20 protein-coding genes are annotated in these 19,035 nt (G+C 56.0%); all 20 read right to left on the reverse strand.

All coding sequences use genetic code 11. The features are described 5' to 3' along the window. Positions 1 to 1,153 (reverse strand): S1 domain-containing protein (locus tag KXG62_RS02885; RefSeq protein ID WP_218090419.1); only part of this gene is annotated, 1,153 nt, incomplete at its 3' end. A 217-nt stretch (positions 1,154 to 1,370) separates the two neighbouring features. Next, entirely contained in the window at positions 1,371 to 1,979 is a 609-nt protein-coding gene (locus KXG62_RS02890; protein ID WP_218090420.1) for a ribonuclease HII, read from the reverse strand. A gap of 269 nt (positions 1,980 to 2,248) precedes the next feature. Continuing rightward, a complete protein-coding gene (locus KXG62_RS02895; RefSeq protein WP_218090421.1) occupies positions 2,249 to 2,632 on the reverse strand; it encodes a RidA family protein in 384 nt (127 codons plus the stop codon). Positions 2,633 to 2,733: 101 nt separating this feature from the next. Then, positions 2,734 to 3,597: a ribosome biogenesis GTPase YlqF gene (ylqF, locus tag KXG62_RS02900; protein ID WP_218090422.1), complete on the reverse strand. Its 864-nt coding sequence runs from the start codon at positions 3,595 to 3,597 to the stop codon at positions 2,734 to 2,736. A gap of 37 nt (positions 3,598 to 3,634) precedes the next feature. Further along, complete coding sequence (gene lepB / locus KXG62_RS02905; protein WP_218090423.1) at positions 3,635 to 4,216, reverse strand: signal peptidase I; 582 nt, start codon at positions 4,214 to 4,216, stop codon at positions 3,635 to 3,637. A 74-nt stretch (positions 4,217 to 4,290) separates the two neighbouring features. Next, positions 4,291 to 4,632, reverse strand: a complete 342-nt coding sequence (rplS, locus tag KXG62_RS02910) for a 50S ribosomal protein L19 (RefSeq protein ID WP_218090424.1) — start codon at positions 4,630 to 4,632, stop codon at positions 4,291 to 4,293. Positions 4,633 to 4,857: 225 nt separating this feature from the next. Continuing rightward, on the reverse strand, positions 4,858 to 5,592 hold the full coding sequence (gene trmD / locus KXG62_RS02915) for a tRNA (guanosine(37)-N1)-methyltransferase TrmD (protein WP_218090425.1): 735 nt from the start codon (positions 5,590 to 5,592) through the stop codon (positions 4,858 to 4,860). Next, positions 5,589 to 6,113, reverse strand: a complete 525-nt coding sequence (gene rimM / locus KXG62_RS02920) for a ribosome maturation factor RimM (RefSeq protein ID WP_218090426.1) — start codon at positions 6,111 to 6,113, stop codon at positions 5,589 to 5,591. Before rimM ends, trmD begins: the two co-directional genes overlap by 4 nt. Positions 6,114 to 6,186: 73 nt before the next feature. Next, on the reverse strand, positions 6,187 to 6,417 hold the full coding sequence (locus KXG62_RS02925; protein WP_218090427.1) for a KH domain-containing protein: 231 nt from the start codon (positions 6,415 to 6,417) through the stop codon (positions 6,187 to 6,189). Positions 6,418 to 6,481: 64 nt separating this feature from the next. After that, a complete protein-coding gene (gene rpsP / locus KXG62_RS02930; protein WP_218090428.1) occupies positions 6,482 to 6,754 on the reverse strand; it encodes a 30S ribosomal protein S16 in 273 nt (90 codons plus the stop codon). 38 nt (positions 6,755 to 6,792) lie between these two features. Beyond that, positions 6,793 to 8,160 carry a signal recognition particle protein gene (gene ffh, locus KXG62_RS02935; protein WP_218090429.1) on the reverse strand — a complete coding sequence of 456 codons (1,368 nt, stop codon included), beginning with the start codon at positions 8,158 to 8,160 and terminating at the stop codon, positions 6,793 to 6,795. 34 nt (positions 8,161 to 8,194) lie between these two features. Next, positions 8,195 to 8,545, reverse strand: coding sequence for a putative DNA-binding protein (locus tag KXG62_RS02940; RefSeq protein WP_218090430.1), 351 nt, complete (start codon positions 8,543 to 8,545; stop codon positions 8,195 to 8,197). A 304-nt stretch (positions 8,546 to 8,849) separates the two neighbouring features. After that, a complete protein-coding gene (gene ftsY / locus KXG62_RS02945; RefSeq protein ID WP_218090431.1) occupies positions 8,850 to 9,845 on the reverse strand; it encodes a signal recognition particle-docking protein FtsY in 996 nt (331 codons plus the stop codon). A gap of 110 nt (positions 9,846 to 9,955) precedes the next feature. Continuing rightward, positions 9,956 to 13,531 carry a chromosome segregation protein SMC gene (gene smc, locus KXG62_RS02950; RefSeq protein ID WP_218090432.1) on the reverse strand — a complete coding sequence of 1,192 codons (3,576 nt, stop codon included), beginning with the start codon at positions 13,529 to 13,531 and terminating at the stop codon, positions 9,956 to 9,958. 237 nt (positions 13,532 to 13,768) lie between these two features. Next, positions 13,769 to 14,473 (reverse strand): ribonuclease III, encoded by a 705-nt coding sequence (gene rnc / locus KXG62_RS02955; RefSeq protein ID WP_218090433.1) that lies wholly within the window; start codon positions 14,471 to 14,473, stop codon positions 13,769 to 13,771. A gap of 92 nt (positions 14,474 to 14,565) precedes the next feature. Then, positions 14,566 to 15,804 (reverse strand): beta-ketoacyl-ACP synthase II, encoded by a 1,239-nt coding sequence (gene fabF, locus KXG62_RS02960; protein ID WP_218090434.1) that lies wholly within the window; start codon positions 15,802 to 15,804, stop codon positions 14,566 to 14,568. 90 nt (positions 15,805 to 15,894) lie between these two features. Then, positions 15,895 to 16,128 (reverse strand): acyl carrier protein, encoded by a 234-nt coding sequence (acpP, locus tag KXG62_RS02965; RefSeq protein ID WP_218090435.1) that lies wholly within the window; start codon positions 16,126 to 16,128, stop codon positions 15,895 to 15,897. A gap of 166 nt (positions 16,129 to 16,294) precedes the next feature. Then, on the reverse strand, positions 16,295 to 17,035 hold the full coding sequence (fabG, locus tag KXG62_RS02970) for a 3-oxoacyl-[acyl-carrier-protein] reductase (RefSeq protein WP_218090436.1): 741 nt from the start codon (positions 17,033 to 17,035) through the stop codon (positions 16,295 to 16,297). Between the two features lie 37 nt (positions 17,036 to 17,072). Then, on the reverse strand, positions 17,073 to 18,014 hold the full coding sequence (gene fabD, locus KXG62_RS02975) for an ACP S-malonyltransferase (protein WP_218090437.1): 942 nt from the start codon (positions 18,012 to 18,014) through the stop codon (positions 17,073 to 17,075). A gap of 31 nt (positions 18,015 to 18,045) precedes the next feature. Beyond that, positions 18,046 to 19,032 (reverse strand): beta-ketoacyl-ACP synthase III, encoded by a 987-nt coding sequence (locus tag KXG62_RS02980; RefSeq protein WP_218090438.1) that lies wholly within the window; start codon positions 19,030 to 19,032, stop codon positions 18,046 to 18,048. Between the last annotated feature and the right edge of the window lie 3 nt (positions 19,033 to 19,035).

Below are 19,035 nucleotides of genomic sequence, written 5' to 3' on the forward strand. Positions count from 1 at the left end.
GCGAGAGGCCCGTGCCAGCCGCTTGCGGCGCGCCTGTGCTGGCGGGGCCCTGCTGCCCCGCCGCGGGCAAGCCCGCCTGCGACGCTGGCGTCCCTGCGGCGGCGGCCAGCTTCGGCGCCGCGGGCAAGCCCGCCTGCGACGCTGGCGTCCCTGCGGCGGCGGCCAGCTTCGGCGCCGCACCTGCAGCCGCGCTCTCCGGCTGCGCCGGAGACGCGCTCGGCGTCAGGCTCGCAGCCTTGTTGCCGGCCGGCGGCCCCTCAGCCGGCATCCCTTCCGCTGCAGCGGGTATGGCACCGGCTCTCGGCGGCACGGAGGCAAGCTGACCGCCTGCGGCGGGCAGACCCGCACCCTGCCTAACCATCTGTCCATCCGCCGGTTCAGCGGATGCCGCAGCGCCTTGCTGCGGCTGGCCTCCGGAAATGACGGTTTCCGCATCCCCTGCGGAGGCAGCCGTTGCGGACGATTCCGCTTTCAACAGCTGCCCTGCCGTTTGCCGCACTTGGTCCACAAGCTGACGCACGCTGCGAAGCAGCTCTTTCGTTTGCGGAGACAGCTCTGTCGAATCACCCAGCTCCTGTTCGGCGAGCGCGGCAAGCTGGGACAGCGTCTCATGCAGCGGAGGCCCTTGAACCGCCTGCTTGACGGACGTCACCGTCTCCGGTGTGAGCGGCAGCCCTTTTTGAAACGCAACCACCGCAGACGGCAGCCATTCATCCAGAGATACGTCCGCAGGCAGTTGAGCAGCCAATCCGGCAAAGGCCTGAACATTTTCCTTCGTTAGCGCAATCCCTGCCTGATGCAGCAATTGTACGAGCTGTCGTTGTGCCGGAGAGTCGCTGAGTCCTACCGCTTTTAGTACATCGCCAAGCGATACCTCGGCAATTTGAACATTGGAGGAATTCAGCGGTTTCAGCACCACCTGGCCGGAATCCGACGGCGGCTGCACTTGCAGCATCGTCACTTCTCCTTGCTTCATTGGCGCTTCCAGCCGCGCGCGAACTTGAACGCCGCCGATATTCACCAGCGCCTCTTGTTCCGAAATCGATTGAACGACCGTGCCTTTGACGACCTCGCCCGTTTTCAGCTCCAGCGTTTTGGGGGCACCCGCCTTCATATCGCCCATGACACCGCGAAGCAAGCCGCTTATGTTCATCTGATCCGCCCCTCCTTTAAACCGGAAATCATTGTCCTCATTAACAATCTAATCTATCAATCTAATCTATTAAACATCCATCCATTACAATTAACTTCTCAAGCCTCCGAAAGCCGAAAACCGGCCCAGGCTCCGCACAATCGGAAGTCCTTGCCGGTTGTCATCTCCGGATATGATATATATCGGCAAATGAACGACATCCTTGAAGACGCGCCCATCAAAACAGCACCTGTTGCTCCGCTTCCAAATTGCGTAAAAACGTTTTACGATGCATAGGCGTCGCCCCGAATTCCATAATGCGAGCCCGATGCATTTTTGTCGCGTAACCTTTATGTATCGCAATGCCGTATTCCGGAAACTGCTGGTCCCATTGCAGGCACATCCGGTCACGCGTCACCTTCGCAATGATCGACGCTGCCGCAATCGATTGGCTGAGGGCGTCTCCATGAATGACCGCCAGCTGTTCCGTATCCGAATCCACCTTTTCCGCATCGACGAGCAAAAAGTCCGGATCCGGATCGAGCCGGCCGACCGCTGTCTTCATCGCTAAGCGCGCCGCCTGCTTAATATTGATCCGTTCGATCGTCCGCACATCTACAATGCCGATGCCGATCGCAAGCGCCTCCGCCATGATAACTTCATATAAAGCGTCGCGTTTTTTTTCACTCAGCTTTTTCGAGTCGTTCACGTCCTCCAGCACGAGCCCTCTCGGCAAAATAACCGCCGCCGCGACCACGTCTCCGAACAAACAGCCCCGGCCCACCTCATCGACGCCGGCAATGAGCTGCTTGCCTTGCTGCCATAAATTTTGTTCATACTCCAGCACTTTGAATCACCGCCGCATTATCAAGTTCGCATGAACCTCATTATACCGCGCATCGGAGGGCTTGCCTATCCCCTTTTTCCCATCCCCAAGCTCTGCTGCGCGAAGTCTGCGATTTCATCTCCGCATTCGTTCGGGTCAAGAACGCTGCCGCACGTTTGTCTTTGCTTTGCCCATGCTTTGATTAAAGCGCCTCATTTTTTTCGCAAAAGTAAACAAAAAAACACCTCGGTCCAATCCGTCCGACGTGTCCTGCTGCTTCTATCGATGCATCATTCTGCAATGGCTTCAACTTCGATTTCGACCAATAACCGCGGATCAATGAGCGCCTTGACTTCGACCATTGTCGCCACCGGCTGTACGTCCTTAAACCATTCGCCATGCGCTCTACCGATTTCTTCCCACTTCGATATGTCGGTGACGAACATTCTCGTCCGTACAACATGCGTCATGGACGCTCCCAATTCATGCAGCGCCTTCTCAATCGTTGCCAAGATGTGCTTGGTTTGCTCATACGCATTCCCGACGCCGATCACTTCACCGTCTTTCATGGCGGTCGTTCCCGCCACTTCAATCCGGTTTCCGACGCGAATGGCCCGGCAGTATCCGACGACCGGCTCCCACGGCGAACCGGTAAACACCCGCTGTCTATCCAACCCGAACGCCCCGCTTTCTCCCTAGTTTCTCCAATTCATCATAACAAAACAAAAACCTTCAGTATATACTGAAGGCTCCAATTGTCATGCTTGTTCTTTATCTACTCCGGCAGTTCCAGGCTGATCCGGCCCAGCTTTCCGGCACGCAGCTCTCGCAGGATGAGCAACGACGCCTTTTCCAGATCAACACGTCCGCCGCTCACAATAGCGCCTCGCTTGCGTCCGATCGCTTCCATGACCTCGACGATGGCATTCGCATCCTCCGTATCCTGTGGAAGCTCCTCCACGCCGTACCGTTCCTGCAGCGCGTCCGCATAATGGACCGCCATATACCTTACCGCGAAAAAGGCGATTTCCTCCGGATGCAAAATCTCTTCCTTAATGGCACCAGTCGCGGCCAGCCTCAGACCCACCTGCTGATCCTCGAACTTGGGCCATAATATCCCTGGCGTATCAAGCAGCTCCATTTCCGTGCCGACCTTGATCCATTGCTGCCCTTTGGTCACGCCGGGTCTATCTCCCGTCGCTGCGATTTTGCGTCCCGCCATCCTGTTAATGAGCGTTGACTTGCCCACGTTCGGAATACCGACGATCAACGCACGGATCGCCCGGGGATTCATGCCTTTGCGGATTTGCGCTTCAATCTTGTCGGCGAGCAGCTCCTTGCTGCGGTTCATAATTTCTTTGACCGGATTGCCGCCTACCGCATCGATCGGCAGCGCCCGAAGCCCCTGCTCGGCAAAATATGCGATCCAAGCTTTGGTCGCTTCCGGATCGGCCAAATCGCTTTTATTCAGCAGCACCAGCCGCGGTTTATTCATTAAAATTTCGTCGATCATCGGATTTCGGCTGGACAAAGGAACTCTCGCATCAAGCAGCTCGATCGCCATGTCGATCAGCTTGAGCTTCTCCTGAATTTGCCGCCGCGCCCGTGTCATGTGACCCGGAAACCATTGGATTGTCAACGAAGGTCACCTCTGCTTCCCATTGCAGCCCGCTCGTCTATTTAAAATGAACGAGGCTGATTTTATCGAACGGCCAGAAGATCAAGTCGGCGCGTCCGACGATTTTATCATATTTAACGAAGCCAACGGACGGATCCCGGCTGTCTGAGCTGTTCGATCGGTTGTCGCCCATGACGAAGATACTGCCTTCCGGTACGGTTTGCTCCGAGAAATCTCTGTTGTTATAAGGTATCCCTCTTTTGGCCGCTTCATCCAGCGCAACTTTGAGATACGTCTCGTTCACTTGCTGACCATTCACAAATACTTTGTCGCCTTCGACGCGAACCTTTTCACCGGGCACCGCGACGACGCGCTTTATGTAATCTTTATCTTTCGTTGCATGGAATACGACGACTTCGCCATGCTTCGGTTCACCGAACCGATATATGAATTTGTTAACGATCAAGCGTTCACCCGTATAAAAATTGGGCTCCATGGAGGGACCTTCCACAATGAACGGGGCGAAAATGAGCCAGCGTATAAAAAACACCAGAGCCGCCGCGATGAGCAGCGCTTTGATCCACTCCCAGGCTTCGTTTTTGACAGGATTCGCTTTTTGTACGGTTTGATCTTGCTCCATCAGCTTCTGCCCTTTCGTTATCGTGGATTAAAAAAACGAAAAGGAGCTTGGTACTCAAGCCCCCGTTGTTCGTCTTATCGAATTTCTTGAATTCTAGCTGCTTTACCGCGAAGACCACGCAGATAGTAGAGCTTCGCGCGACGGACTTTACCACGGCGAGCCACTTCAATCTTGTCGATCTTCGGAGTATGAATCGGGAACGTTCTTTCAACGCCGACACCGTAAGAAATTTTTCTTACCGTGAACGTTTCGCTGATTCCGCCGCCGCGGCGCTTGATAACAACGCCTTCGAACAGCTGGATCCGCTCGCGAGAACCCTCGATAACCTTAACGTACACTTTCAACGTGTCGCCAGAACGAAATCTTGGAATATCACTGCGAAGTTGTTCCTTCGTAATCTCCTGAATCAAATTCATGGATGACTCCCTCCTTCCACACAGGTGTTCTTGCCGCCCCTAAGTTGCTTGCAGCTGCGGCTTACACCGCGCTGTTACAACAAGATGTTATGTTCTATCGATGTCACGTGCAGAGGACCACCGTTTTCCGTGGCGAAATCGCCACAACGTTACATATCATATCACAATTGAATATGAAACTCAACTGCTGCCTATATAAAAGTTTTTGCCCTGCAAGAGCAGCTATCATTCGCTTCGCTTGATCTCCTCAAGCCACTTTTGCTCTTTCGGCGTCAGCTCGATGCGATCCAGCAGCTCCGGCCGTTTCTTCCATGTCCGCAGCAGCGACTGCTTGCGGCGCCACTGCTCGATATTGCCGTGATGACCGGAGACGAGCACATCAGGCACTTCCCAATCGCGAAATTTCGGCGGGCGCGTGTAATGAGGATATTCGAGCAATCCCGTGCTGAACGAATCGGTCACTGCGGACGTCTCGTTGCCGAGTACGCCGGGAAGCAGCCTGACCACGCTGTCGACGACGACCATCGCAGGGAGCTCTCCGCCGGTCAGCACATAATCGCCGATCGACAGCTCGTCCGTCACCAAATGCTCCCGAATCCGCTCGTCATAGCCCTCGTAATGGCCGCAGATGAAAATCAAATGCTCTTCCCGGGAAAGCTCCTCCGCTTTTTTTTGCGTAAACGTCTCCCCTTGAGGACACATCAAAATGATGCGCGGTTTGTGCTCCAGTCCGCTCGTTACATCCTCGACCGCGGCAAAAATCGGCTCCGGCTTCAGCACCATGCCCCCGCCTCCGCCATAAGGATAATCGTCTACCGTATTATGCTTATTGTTGGAATAATCGCGGAAATTGACCGTGTTCATCGTGACAAGCCGCTTCTCTTTCGCTTTGCCGAGAATGCTCGATGAGAACACGCCTTCGAACATCTCAGGAAATAGCGTCAGCACATCGATTCTCATAGGTCGAGCAGACCTTCCATCAGGCGGACGACCACTTTCTTCTGCTCCGCATCGATGCTGAGCACAACGTCGTCTATGTATGGAATCAGGAGCGGCTTGCCTTTCGGACGCTCGATGACCCATACGTCGTTCGCGCCAGGCGATAAAATTTCGGAGATGGTACCGAGCACTTCGCCTTCTTCCGTTTCGACGGCGCAGCCGATAATTTCGTGATAGTAAAACTCATCGTCGTCCAGATCCGACAAATATTGCTCCTCGACCTTGAGCAGCCACCCTTTATACTTTTCCACTTCATTAATGTCCGCGTACTGCTGGAACTTCACGATAATCATATTTTTGTGCACGCGGGCGGAATCGACTTCAACCGGAATCATCGTCTGCTTCTCCGGATCGAAGAACAACAGCTTGCTGCCCTTGGAGAACCGTTCTTCCGGAAAATCGGTTTGCGGCACGATCTTGAGCTCCCCGCGTAACCCGTGCGTATTGACGATTTTTCCTACCGTAAACAATTGTTCGCTCATGCGTTACCCTCCGGAACTGCAAACTAAACGAAAAGAGCTAGGATTATCTCCTAACTCTCAGCTTTTCCAAAAATCACGATAAAATATCAACGGAAACACGTTTCGTTTCCTTTACTGCAGCGGATGCGACTACGGTTCGGAGCGCCTTCGCAATACGTCCCTGCTTGCCGATCACTTTGCCGATATCCTCGGGATGAACGGAAACTTCGTACGTAATGCTGCGGTCGTCTTCTTTGGCAGTCACGCGTACTTCTTCGGGATGATCTACCAGCGCCTTGGCGATAACGGTTATAAGATCCTTCATCGTACCCTCCGAATAGCAACGGGCATCGGCGAAACCGCCGAAGCCGTTGCAACGTTATCCAGCCTTACTTCTGCAGCTTAGATTCGTGAAACTTCTTCATAATGCCGGCTTTGCTGAACAGACTGCGAACGGTATCGGAAGCTTGAGCACCAGTTTGAAGCCATTTCAGTGCTTTTTCCTCGTCAATATTCACAACGGCTGGCTGAGCAACCGGGTTATAAGTACCGATCTCTTCGATGAAGCGGCCGTCACGCGGGGAACGGGAATCCGAAACCACCACACGGTAAAATGGAGCTTTGTGAGCGCCCATGCGCTTAAGACGAATGCGAGTTGCCATGTAATATCACCTCCCTAGTAGAATAAACAACCAGCGGCCTAGAACGGGAACTTCATCCCGCGGCCGAGCTTTTTCAAGTTTTTCATCTGCTTCTGGCCTTTCGGCCCCATCATGCCGGAGAACTGCTTCATCATCTTGCGCATATCCTCGAACTGCTTGATGAAGCGGTTGACGTCCTGCACCGAGTTGCCGCTGCCTGCCGCCAGGCGCTTGCGCCGGCTCGGGCTGAGCAAATCGGGATTTTGACGTTCTTCCTTCGTCATCGACCTGACGATCGCGGCGACGCGAGCCATCTGCTTGTCGTCGACCTTCATATCCTTCATGCCCTTGATTTTCCCCGCACCCGGGAGCATATCGAGCAGTTGGTCGAGCGGACCGAGCTTCTTCACCTGCTCCATCTGGTCGAGGAAATCGTCGAACGTGAATTCGGCGGTCCGGAGCTTGCGCTCCATCTCTTTCGCTTTGTCGGCATCGATGCTTGCCTGTGCCTTCTCGATCAGCGTAAGCATATCGCCCATGCCGAGAATCCGGGAAGCCATCCGTTCCGGATGGAACGGCTCCAGCGCATCCATCTTCTCGCCCATCCCGACGAACTTGATCGGGCAGCCTGTGACTGCTTTGACGGATAACGCCGCGCCGCCGCGCGTGTCGCCGTCCATCTTGGACAGCACGACGCCGGTAAGCGCCAGCTGCTTGTGGAAGCTCTCCGCCACATTGACGGCGTCTTGACCAGTCATGGCGTCGACGACGAGCAGAATTTCGTCCGGGTGAACCGTCTCGACGATTTGCTTCAGCTCGTCCATCAAATTCTCATCGATATGTAGGCGGCCTGCCGTATCAATAATCAAATAATCGTTGTTATGGTCTTTTGCATGCTGCAAAGCTTGCTTCGCAATCTCGACCGGACTCACTTTATCGCCCAGCGAGAATACGGGAACCTTCAGCTGTTCGCCGAGCACCTGCAGTTGCTTGATCGCGGCCGGACGGTAAATGTCGGCTGCGGCCAGAAGCGGCCGATGGTTTTGCTGCAGCAGCATCTTGCCGAGCTTGCCGGTCATCGTCGTCTTGCCGGCGCCTTGCAGTCCCGCCATCATGATGACGGTAGGCGGCTTGTTCGCACGGGCCAGCTTGCTTTGGGCCCCGCCCATCAGCTCCGTCAATTCCTTGTTTACGATGTCGATTACGATCATCGCCGGGGTAAAGCTTTGCAGCACTTCCTGGCCGATGGCGCGTTCCTTCACCTTCGCAATGAATTCTTTGACGACCTTGAAGTTAACATCCGCTTCCAGAAGCGCCAGTCTAACTTCGCGCAGCGCCTCGCTGACATCGTCCTCCGTAAGCTTGCCTTTTCCCCGCAGCTTACTGAACACGTTCTGCAACCGGCTCGCCAATCCTTCAAATGCCATGGGTCGTCACCTCTTTTCTTGCGGAAATAGAGTTTTAATCCAGTTCGGACAACTGGTCCGTGATCGCCCGGAACGAATCCGCGCTTCCTGCCGGAAGCTCCGTTTCGAACCGGCCGAGCCGCCCCAGCAGCTCCTGCCGCTGTTCATGCTTGGCCAGCAGCCGAAGCTTGGCTTCGTATTCTTCGAGCACAGACTCGGCTCGTTTAATATGTTCATATACCGCCTGGCGGCTGATTTGAAACTCGGAAGCAATTTCGCCGAGCGAGTAATCGTCGTGAAAATAATGCTTGAGAAACATTTGCTGCTTCTCCGTAAGCAATTGCTGATAAAAATCAAACAGCAAGTTAATCCGATTCGTCTTCTGAAGAACTTCTTCTTCCGTCATTCGTGCCTCACCCCCGTTAAGGTAAAACACTTTACAGTGAAACAACAAAACCTATGATACTGAAATCCGGGACCGATGTCAAGCATTTCTCCTTGTCAGGCAAAATCCTTGCTGCAGCCTGCGATTTCACGGCTGTATGACAAGTTGTCAAGCAGCCCGCCATCTATCGGGATTTCGCATCGGCAGTGCCGTCACCGGGAAAGAAGCCGCCCCGCAGCAGGTCGTTCAAGCGTTAATCGCAAGAGCACCCGGCGTCGGTATAGCTCGGATGCGTACGCATCCCTATGGAGCGCGATGAAACGGATCAGCTCTCGACGCGTTCTGCGTCTGCACCGATCCACTTGCTGAACAGCGCATGCACGAATTGATCGGAATCGAATTGCTGCAGATCGTCCATTTTCTCGCCAAGCCCGACGAATTTGACCGGCAGCTTCAGCTCCTGGCGGATCGCTATGACGATCCCCCCTTTGGCCGTCCCGTCCAGCTTCGTGAGGACAAGTCCTGTCAGGCCGGACTTCTCGTCGAACAGCTTCGCCTGCATGAGCGCGTTCTGCCCTGTCGTCGCGTCGAGCACCAGCAGCACCTCGTGCGGCGCTTCCGGCACTTCGCGGCGGATGACGCGGTAAATTTTATTCAGCTCTTCCATCAGGTTCACTTTATTTTGCAGCCGGCCTGCCGTATCGCACAGCAGCACATCGACCCCGCGCGACTTGGCCGCCTGCAGCGCGTCGAACATGACCGCCGCCGGATCGGAGCCCGCCTGCTGCTTGATCACGTCGACGCCGGCGCGGCGACCCCATTCCTCGAGCTGCTCGATGGCGCCCGCGCGGAATGTATCTCCTGCGGCCAGCATGACTTTCTTGCCCTCAGACTTCAACTTATGCGCCAGCTTGCCGATCGTCGTCGTCTTGCCGACACCGTTAACGCCGACGAACAAAATGACCGTAAGACCCTCGTCCGCCATCTTCAGCCCGGTATTTTCGTCGCCCTTGAGCAGCCCGATCAGCATCTCCGACAAGATCGGCTGCAGCTCGCTCGGGCTTTCGATTTTGCGCTTTTTGACTTCGCCGCGCAAATCTTCGATCAGCTTCATGACCGTGTTGACGCCGACGTCGGCGCCGATCAAAATCTCTTCCAATTCCTCGTAAAATTCTTCATCGATTTTTTTGCGGGTGGAAAACAAATTGTCCATCTGCTCAACGAACACGTCGCGCGTCTTGGAAAGCCCTTCTTTGAACTTGTTCGTCACCGCTTCGGTCTTTGCGGAAATCGTTTCTCTTAATTTTTTAAAAAAGCTCATGGACTCTCCACCTTTAGTTCTAATTCATTGTCCTCGTGTCAAAGCTTAAAATGAAATTTTTATCGATGATGTGGCCGGCCAACGGTCCGCGGACCGACCGGTTACTAGGCCTACCCGGCTTCCATGATCGCCTCATCCTCTTCGAGCCGGACGGAGACCAGCTTGGATACGCCGCCTTCCTCCATCGTTACGCCGTACAGCACGTCCGCTTCTTCCATCGTGCCTTTGCGGTGCGTCACGACGATAAACTGCGTCTGCTGTGAGAACTCGCGCAAATATTCGGCGAACCGGGCTACATTCGCTTCGTCGAGCGCGGCTTCCACCTCGTCGAGCACGCAGAATGGCACCGGCTTGACGCGAATAATCGAGAACAGCAGCGCAATGGCCGTCAGCGCCCGCTCGCCGCCGGAGAGCAGCTGCAAATTTTGCAGCTTTTTGCCTGGCGGCTGCGCTACGATCTCAATGCCGGTATCGAGCAAGTTTTCCGGTTCGGACAAGATCAGATCGGCGCGGCCACCTCCGAACAGCTTGGCGAATACGATGACGAAATGCTCGCGAATCGCATCGAATGTGCTGCGGAATCGTTTGGCCATCTCTTCGTCCATCTCGCGGATCACCGTATAAAGCGCGGTCTTGGCTTCCACCAGATCGTTTTTCTGATCGGATAGGAACGTATACCGCTCATTGACCCGCTGGTATTCTTCGACCGCTCCCAGATTCACCTCGCCCAGAATGGCGATTTCCCGCTTCAGGTCGCGCACCTTGTTCTGCGTGCCGAGTACGTCTTCCGGAACCGGGTAGCGCACCTTGGCCAGCTCGAAGCTCAGCTCATAGTCTTCGGACAGTTTTTTGAGCAGGTTTTCCAGTTCGACGTCGAGCCGGTTCACGCGCACTTCTGTCTGATGCAGCTGCTCTTCCACTTGCTTGAGCTGTGTCCGCTGCTCCCGGGTTTTGTTCTCCTCGGCCTCCAGCTTCGCCGTCCGCCGTGCGCGTTCCGCCCGTTTCATGTCGAGCTGCTCGGCGCATGTTTGCTTGCGCAGCTTCAGCTCGTTCAGCAGCTCGATCTGACGGGCGGTCTCGCTCTCATGATTTTCCATCTCCAGCACAAGGTCTTGCTCCGCTTTACGGTTCGCCTCGAGTTCGGCTTTCAGGAGCGCCTGCTCCGTCTTGAACCGGCGGTCCTGCTCCTCCAGCGACTGCAGCTCCGACGATTGCGAAGCAACCTTCACCTTCAGATCGGTCAGCTGCGTCTGCAGCTCCTCCTTGGCGAATTCGCTCGCTTTGCGGCGCACTTCCGCATCGCGGATCGCCTGCTGCAGCTCCGCTTCTTCGCGCTGCAGCCGCGTGATCGCTTCTTCCGCCGCCGCGCCTCTCGCGGCAAGCTCGCCCTTCTCCTGCGACAGCGATTCGCCGTCGGCACCATAGAGCGCAAGCTGCTCCGTCACCTGCTTCGCCTCGTTCTCGAGCGGCTCCAGCGAGGCGCGGATCTGCTGCTCCTCGATGCGCTTGCTTTCGCCGACGGCTCGCAGCTCGTCCAGCTCGCCGTTCGCTTCGGCGATTTCACGCTTGAGCAGCTCCGCTTTTTGTCCGAGCTCGCGCAGCTGGGTCGTGGACAAGGCGATCTCCTTGTCCATTTCTTCGATTTGCCGCTGACGGCTTAAGAGACTTGTCGTCTTCTTCTGCTGGCTCCCGCCGGTCATCGAGCCGCCTGCATTGACAACATCGCCCTCCAGCGTGACGACGCGGTAGCGGTACTGCACCCGCGCCGCGATGCGGTTGGCGAACTCGAGCGACTCGGCAATGATGACGTTGCCGAGCAAGCTTCCGACGATTTGGCGGTACGTATCGTCGTATTCGACCAGCTCGGCCGCAATCCCGACGAAGCCCTCCATCCCCTGCACTTGTCTGTATTCGCTCTCCGGGACGGACCGGCCGCGAATGACGTCAAGCGGCAAAAAGGTCGCCCGTCCCATTTGTCTGCGCTTCAGAAAGGCAATCGCCTCGCGTCCGGACGCTTCATTCTCCACGACAACATGCTGCAGCGCGCCGCCCAGCGCCGTTTCCATCGCGACCTCGACATGAGCCGGCACTTTCACCAGCTCCGCGACTGCCCCGCGAATGCCGCGCAAATCACCGCGGTCTTTCGCCTTCAGCACTTCTTTGACGCCGTGCATGAAGCCGTCGTAATCGCTGGCCATCTCATGCATCGTATCGCGCCTCGACACCATCGCGTCCAGCTTCTGCTCCCACTTGCGCACGGTTGCCAGCGCTTCGTCCGCGAGCCGCTGCTTTTCTTTGATCCCAACGCTCAGATCCAAGTACTTGCTGCGCACGTCGGCGATCGCTTTAACCGTCTCCTCCAGCCGCTTTTCCAGCTTGGCCTTGCGGTCCGCAATGCTCTCTTGCTGCTCCCGCCATTTGCGATGCTCGTCGCCGAGCCGCTCCATCCGGCGGCTCAACGCCTCAAGCTGCTGCTGCGCGTATCGCGATTCGTTGCGCGCATTGGCCAGTTCACCCAGCTTCTCCAGCAGCTCGGCTTTGAGCCGGTCTTCCTCTTCGCTGCTGATCCCGCCGGCTACGCCAAGCAGCCGGTCTTCTTCCTCTTTCAGCTTGGTCTGGTACGTGGCGAGCTCCGCAGCAATCGCTTCGATTTTTTGACGATGCCCCGCCATCTCCGTTTCCTTGTCCAGCAGCCGCTGGGTATGCTGGGCTGCCGCCGATTGAAGCTGGCTGCGGCTGGCGGCAAAGTTCTTTTTGCGCTCCTTCAGCACTTCGCCCTGGCCTTCGCACTTCTCAAAATCTTCGCTGAGCTGCAGCAGCTCCTGCTGCAATCGCTCAATGACCTGTTCGAGCTGCCTTGCTTCCCAACGGTCTTTCTCCAGCTGCGCATCATGCTGGGCTACGAAGCCCGAAAGCTCCAGCTGATCACGGCGCAGCTGCTCTAGCTTCTGGTTCGTATCCGCCCAAGATTCGTAGATTTGTTCGATTTGATACACATACATGGCAATCTCGCCGGATTTCAGCTCTTCTTTGAGCTCTTTGAAGCGGATCGCTTTCTCCGATTGGTTGCGAAGCGGTTCGAGCGAATCTTCCAGCTCGGACACGAGATCGTGAATACGCAGCAGGTTTTGCTCCGTTTCCTGCAGCTTCTTCTCGGTTTCTTTTTTTCTCGATTTGTATTTGACGATGCCGGAAGCTTCTTCAAAAATGCCTCGACGCTCCTCGGACTTCGTGCTTAAAATTTCCTCGATCCGGCCTTGTCCGATAATCGAGTACGCTTCTTTCCCGATTCCCGTATCCATGAACAGCTCGGTTATATCTTTCAGCCGGCACGCCTGCCGGTTAATCATATATTCGCTTTCGCCGCTGCGATGCACGCGACGGGTGACCGTCACTTCGGCATAATCGAGCGGCAGCGATTGGCTCGCGTTATCCAGCGTTAACGAAACTTCGCCAAAGTTGACGGCCTTCCGGGCGTCGCTTCCGGCGAAGATGATGTCCTCCATTTTGCCCCCGCGCAAAGAACGGGCGCTTTGCTCTCCGAGCACCCAGCGGATGCCGTCGGAAATATTGCTCTTGCCGCTGCCGTTCGGGCCGACAACCGCCGTAATGCCCTGGACAAACTCCAACTCGGTTTTATCCGCAAACGATTTAAACCCCGACAGCTCGATACGCTTCAAAAACAAATGCCTCACCCCTAATGCGACTGTTATAACGTTGAAGCTACGCTATCAGTCGTCAAGCCTATTGCGATTGTAATAACGTTGAGACTGCGTTATCCGTCGTCAAGACTCGTGCGACTGCTATAACGTCCAATCCTTCCGCTATTGTACCATATTCCTTGAAAATTAGCAGAAACACGCATATCCCGAAAAAAAAGCGGCAGACCCGCTTCCGGATACCGCCGCCGCTACATTCGATTGCTATAACTGCTGCACCTTGATCTTCAGTGTGGAAAGCGCTTCGGCCGCAGCTTGCTGCTCCGCTTCTTTCTTCGAGCGTCCGGCTCCCCGGCCAAGCATCCGGTCGTGAATGTACACTTCGGCAATAAATTCGCGCTCGTGGGCCGGGCCTCGTTCATCCACAATTTTGTATTCCAGCGTCCCCATCCCGTGCTGTTGGGTATGTTCCTGCAGGAACGTTTTATAGTCCGTGCTGAGCAGCTTGCCCTGCTGCGGCAAAAACGGGAACATGTGCTTTTGCAAAAATTCGCGCACGATCTCGAGTCCCTGGTCCAGATAGAGGGCTCCGACGAACGATTCGAATACGTCCGCCAGAAGCGCGGGACGGGTGCGTCCCCCGGTCAGCTCTTCTCCTTTGCCGAGCAGCACATACGAACCGAAATCGAGCTGCTCGGCGAAGCCGACGAGCGAAGGTTCGCAAACGATCGAAGCCCGCAGCTTCGTCAGTTCGCCTTCGGAGCGGTCTGGGTACTTGTCGAACAAATATTCCGATACCGTCAGTTCCAGTACGGCATCGCCCAGAAACTCCAACCTTTCGTTATCCCGGTATTGACCGATACGGTGTTCGTTCACATACGAGGAGTGTGTAAACGCCTGTCGCAGCAGCTCAGCATTGCGGAACGGCAGGCGCAGCTCCGTCTGAAGCTGCTTCAGGTTACGATGCATGATATCACCTACATGTAAGCAGTTGGCTTGATTCACGGAGGCTATTCCCCATGAATCAAGCAATAGTTTAGTATAAACGCACGGCTGGGCCGTTATTCCTCGAACTTCTTGAGCACAAGCGTCGCATTATGTCCGCCGAAGCCGAAGGAGTTGGACATGACGATGCGAAGGTCCGCTTGGCGCGGCGTATTCGGCACGTAATCCAAATCGCATTCCGGGTCCTGGTTGTCCAGGTTAATCGTCGGCGGAATGATGCCGTTCTTCAAAGCCAGCGCGCAGATGAGCGCTTCCACGCCGCCGGCGGCGCCGAGCAGGTGACCTGTCATCGACTTTGTGGACGAGACAGCCACCTTGTAAGCGTGGTCGCCGAACGCCTTCTTGATCGCCGTCGTCTCCGACTTGTCGCCGATCGGCGTCGACGTGCCATGCGCATTGATATAATCGATGTCCTCGAAGGCAATGCCGGCGTCTTTGATCGCTTTCACCATGCAGCGCGCTGCTCCGTCCGGATCCGGATCGGTCATATGATGCGCGTCACCGCTCATGCCGTAGCCAATCACTTCGCCATATATTTTCGCGCCTCTATTGCGCGCATGCTCCAGCGATTCAAGAATAAGCACGCCTGCGCCTTCGCCCATTACAAAACCGTCGCGATCCGTATCGAACGGCCGGCTTGCCTTCTCCGGCTCGTCGTTGCGGGTCGACATGGCGCGAAGCGCACAGAAGCCGGCTACGCCCGTCGGGGAGATCGTCGCTTCCGCGCCGCCGCAGATCATAACGTCGGCATCGCCGTGCATGATCGTCTTGAACGCGTCCCCAATCGAATGCGTGCCGGTCGCGCAAGCGGTCACCGCTGTGCTGTTCGGGCCTTTGGCGCCGGTTAGCATGGAGATTTGCCCGGAAGCCATGTTTGCGATCATCATTGGGATAAAAAACGGGCTGACGCGCTTAGGACCTTTTTCAAGCAAAATTTTATGCTGCTCCTCCCACGTCGACAAACCGCCGATCCCGGAGCCTACGTATACGCCAACCCGTTCCGGGTCGGTATCTTCTTTCACGTTCAATCCGGCGTCTTTAAGCGCCATCAGGGTGGAAGCTACGGCAAATTGGACGAAACGGTCCATTCGGCGGGCTTCCTTTTTATCGAAGTAATCCTCGGGTTTGAAATCTTTAACCTCCGCAGCGATCCGCGTAGGATATTCGCTGACGTCGAAAGCCTCGATCGGGCTGACGCCGGAACGGCCTTCCATCAAGCTGCTCCAGAACGTGTCAAGGTCGCGTCCGAGTGCAGACATGACGCCAAGCCCCGTAATAACGACTCTTTGCTTCACTTTAGCCCACCTCTATCAAAATTAAACGATTTTTCCGCTTACGAATGGAGATAAGTCCCGTTTTTTTGAAGAAACGGGACTTAGCCAACTTTACGTATGAGATTTTATGTACTCAACTACTTGACCTACAGTAGCGATTTTCTCTGCGTCTTCGTCAGAGATTTCCATATCAAACTCATCTTCCAGTTCCATAACCAACTCGACTACATCGAGAGAATCGGCACCTAAGTCATCCTTAAAATTAGCCTCAAGGGTCACTTCCGCCTCGTCAACGCCTAAGCGGTCAACGACGATTCGTTTTACGCGATCCAAAATATCGGACATCCGGTTCACCTCCTCTTTGGTATTATACTTAACTTATGGACAAATTGCCATAGCCATCCGCAGACCGGCGCAAAAAAACAATGATTGGGAATATTCGGGCATTTTTCGCATTTCAAGATGGGTAGAAACGAGCACCGACTCCTCGCCATTGTTGCCTGTGCCGGACTTACATATACATGCCGCCGTCAACATGAATCGTTTGGCCGGTCATATAGGAGGCGTCGTCGGACGCCAGGAAGCGGACCGCCTTGGCGATATCTTCCGGCTGCCCGAGACGGGCCAGCGGGATTTGCTGCTGCAGCTGCGCCCGCAGCTCCTCCGACAGCTTGTCGGTCATGTCGGTTTCAATAAATCCCGGCGCGACGCAGTTGACGGTAACGCCGCGGGAAGCCAGCTCCTTGGCCACCGCCTTCGTCATGCCGATGACGCCGGCTTTGGCCGCCACGTAATTCGCCTGCCCCGGGTTGCCAAGCGCCCCGACGACGGAAGAAATATTGATGATGCGGCCGGATCGCTGCTTCATCATCGGGCGCGTCGCCGCCTTGACGCAGTTGAATACGCCCTTCAGGTTCGTATCGATCACCTGGTCGAACTCTTCTTCCTTCATGCGCATGATCAGATTGTCACGCGTAATCCCGGCGTTATTGACCAGTATATCGATCCGGCCGAACGTTTCCAGCACATGCTTGAACATGTCCTCCACTTCCTGCGTGGAACCGACGTTCGCCTTCACTTTGAACGATTTGCGTCCAAGCGCTTCAATCGTCTGCACGACTTCCGCCGCCGCCGCTTCGCTGCCTGCGTAATTCACGACGACATCGGCTCCGGCTTCAGCCAGCGTTAGCGCGATCGATCGGCCAATGCCTCTGGAAGCGCCGGTGACCAGCGCCACTTTTCCGGTTAGCATAAGTGGATCTACCTCCCCATGAGTTATGAGCTTTGCCTTACACGGCTGTTTCGCTTTGGAATTTGTCCAGAGCTTCCAGACTGTTCACGGAGTATACTTTCACGCTGCGGTCGATTTTCTTGATCAAACCTGCGAGCACCGTTCCCGAACCGAACTCGACGAACGTATCCACGCCCTGCTCAATGAGCCAGGCAACGCTGTCTTCCCACAGCACGGACGAGCTTACCTGCTCGACGAGCAGCCGGCGAATCTCGCCCGGCTCCTGCACCGGGCGGGCCGTCACGTTCGCCACGACCGGCACGGCTGCCGGCTCCATCCCCAGCTCCGCGAGCACGCCGTCGAGCTTGTCGGAAGCGGGCTTCATCAGCGAGGAATGGAACGGTCCGCTGACCTCCAGCGGAATGACCCGCTTGGCTCCCGCTTCTTTCCCCCGCTCGACGATCGCCTGCACCCCTTCCTTGCTTCCGGAAACGACGATTTGTCCCGGGCAGTTCAGGTTCGCAAGCTCCACCACCGCGCCTTCCGCTGAAACCGCTGCGCACAGCGCTTGCAGCGCCTCGCGCTCCGCGCCGAGCACGGCCGCCATCGCGCCTTGTCCGCCCGGTACCGCCTGCTCCATAAATTCGCCGCGGGCGCGTACGGTGCGCACCGCATCCTCGAAGCGGAGCACGCCCGCTGCGACCAGCGCGCTGTACTCACCCAAGCTGTGGCCCGCCACATAGTCCGGCGTGATGCCGAATCGCGTACGGAACAGCTCCAAGTAAGCCACGCTTGCCGTCAGCAGCGCCGGCTGCGTGTTGAACGTTCTTTTCAGCTCGTCGTCAGGACCGTCAAATATAATGCGGCTGAGCTCGAATCCGAGCGCCGCGTCCGCGGATTCAAAAATCTCCTTGGCGCGTTGGTCCGCGTCATAAATGTCTTTGCCCATGCCGACAGCTTGAGCCCCTTGACCGGGGAACACAAATGCCGTTTTTCCCATGAAGGTTTCGCTCCTTCTACCTAAAGTAATGTTACCAAACGAGCACGGATGCGCCCCAAGTCAGTCCGCCGCCGAAGCCGACCAGCACAACGCAGTCGCCTTCTTTCAGCCGTCCCTCTTCGTCGGCTTCCGCCAACGCAATCGGAATCGATGCCGCCGATACGTTGCCGTATTTATGCAAATTAATCATGCATTTGTCTTCGCTCAAAGCAAGCCGCTGCAGCGCCGATTGAATAATGCGAATGTTCGCCTGATGCGGAACGAGCAAATCGACATCCGACTTGTCGATTCCGGCTTTTCGAAGCGCGTCCTCCGCTGCGCTGCCCATAATGCGCACGGCAAACTTGAACACTTCCGCGCCAGCCATATAAATGAAATGCTGCTTGCCTTCCAAGCTTTGCGGAGATGCAGGGCAGCGGGACCCCCCGGCTTCCACCTTAAGCAGCGGGCCGCCGGTCCCGTCGGCTCCGAGCTCGAACGATTTGAAGCCCCGGCCTTCCGCAACCGGACCCAGTACCACTGCGCCGGCCCCGTCGCCGAACAAGATGCAAGTATTGCGGTCGGTATAATCTGTAATCTTGGACAAACATTCCGCGCCAACAACCAGTGCGTATTTATAAGTGCCGGTAGCTATGAAATTCGACGCGTTCGCCAAACTGTAGATGAACCCGGAGCAGGCCGCCGACAGGTCGAACGCCGCCGCTTTTTTTGCGCCGAGCTTGTCCTGCAGGATGCAAGCCGTCGACGGAAACGACATATCCGGCGTGATCGTGGCCACGATGATCAAGTCGATCTCTTCCGGGGAAATCCCCGCCTTGTCGAGCGCAATTTTCGAAGCTTCGTATGCCAGATCGGACGACGCTTGCTCCGGCGCCGCGATCCGTCTTTCGCGAATGCCCGTCCGGGTGACGATCCACTCGTCGTTCGTGTCTACCATTTTCTCCAGCTCATGATTGGTCAGCACCCGTTCCGGCACATATCTGCCGGTTCCAAGAACGCCTACCGCTTGTAAACTCATAAG

It is taken from the genome of Paenibacillus solanacearum (assembly GCF_910593845.1).
In the GTDB taxonomy this organism is placed as follows: domain Bacteria; phylum Bacillota; class Bacilli; order Paenibacillales; family NBRC-103111; genus Paenibacillus_G; species Paenibacillus_G solanacearum.

Coding starts and splice junctions, on each gene's coding strand:
- lepB (WP_218090423.1), bottom strand. CDS start 4,216: ATGGAGCAAGATCAAACCGTACAAAAAGCGAATCCTGTCAAAAACGAA.
- rplS (WP_218090424.1), bottom strand. CDS start 4,632: ATGAATTTGATTCAGGAGATTACGAAGGAACAACTTCGCAGTGATATT.
- trmD (WP_218090425.1), bottom strand. CDS start 5,592: ATGAGAATCGATGTGCTGACGCTATTTCCTGAGATGTTCGAAGGCGTG.
- rimM (WP_218090426.1), bottom strand. CDS start 6,113: ATGAGCGAACAATTGTTTACGGTAGGAAAAATCGTCAATACGCACGGG.
- KXG62_RS02925 (WP_218090427.1), bottom strand. CDS start 6,417: ATGAAGGATCTTATAACCGTTATCGCCAAGGCGCTGGTAGATCATCCC.
- rpsP (WP_218090428.1), bottom strand. CDS start 6,754: ATGGCAACTCGCATTCGTCTTAAGCGCATGGGCGCTCACAAAGCTCCA.
- ffh (WP_218090429.1), bottom strand. CDS start 8,160: ATGGCATTTGAAGGATTGGCGAGCCGGTTGCAGAACGTGTTCAGTAAG.
- KXG62_RS02940 (WP_218090430.1), bottom strand. CDS start 8,545: ATGACGGAAGAAGAAGTTCTTCAGAAGACGAATCGGATTAACTTGCTG.
- ftsY (WP_218090431.1), bottom strand. CDS start 9,845: ATGAGCTTTTTTAAAAAATTAAGAGAAACGATTTCCGCAAAGACCGAA.
- rnc (WP_218090433.1), bottom strand. CDS start 14,473: ATGCATCGTAACCTGAAGCAGCTTCAGACGGAGCTGCGCCTGCCGTTC.
- acpP (WP_218090435.1), bottom strand. CDS start 16,128: ATGTCCGATATTTTGGATCGCGTAAAACGAATCGTCGTTGACCGCTTA.
- fabG (WP_218090436.1), bottom strand. CDS start 17,035: ATGCTAACCGGAAAAGTGGCGCTGGTCACCGGCGCTTCCAGAGGCATT.
- fabD (WP_218090437.1), bottom strand. CDS start 18,014: ATGGGAAAAACGGCATTTGTGTTCCCCGGTCAAGGGGCTCAAGCTGTC.
- KXG62_RS02980 (WP_218090438.1), bottom strand. CDS start 19,032: ATGAGTTTACAAGCGGTAGGCGTTCTTGGAACCGGCAGATATGTGCCG.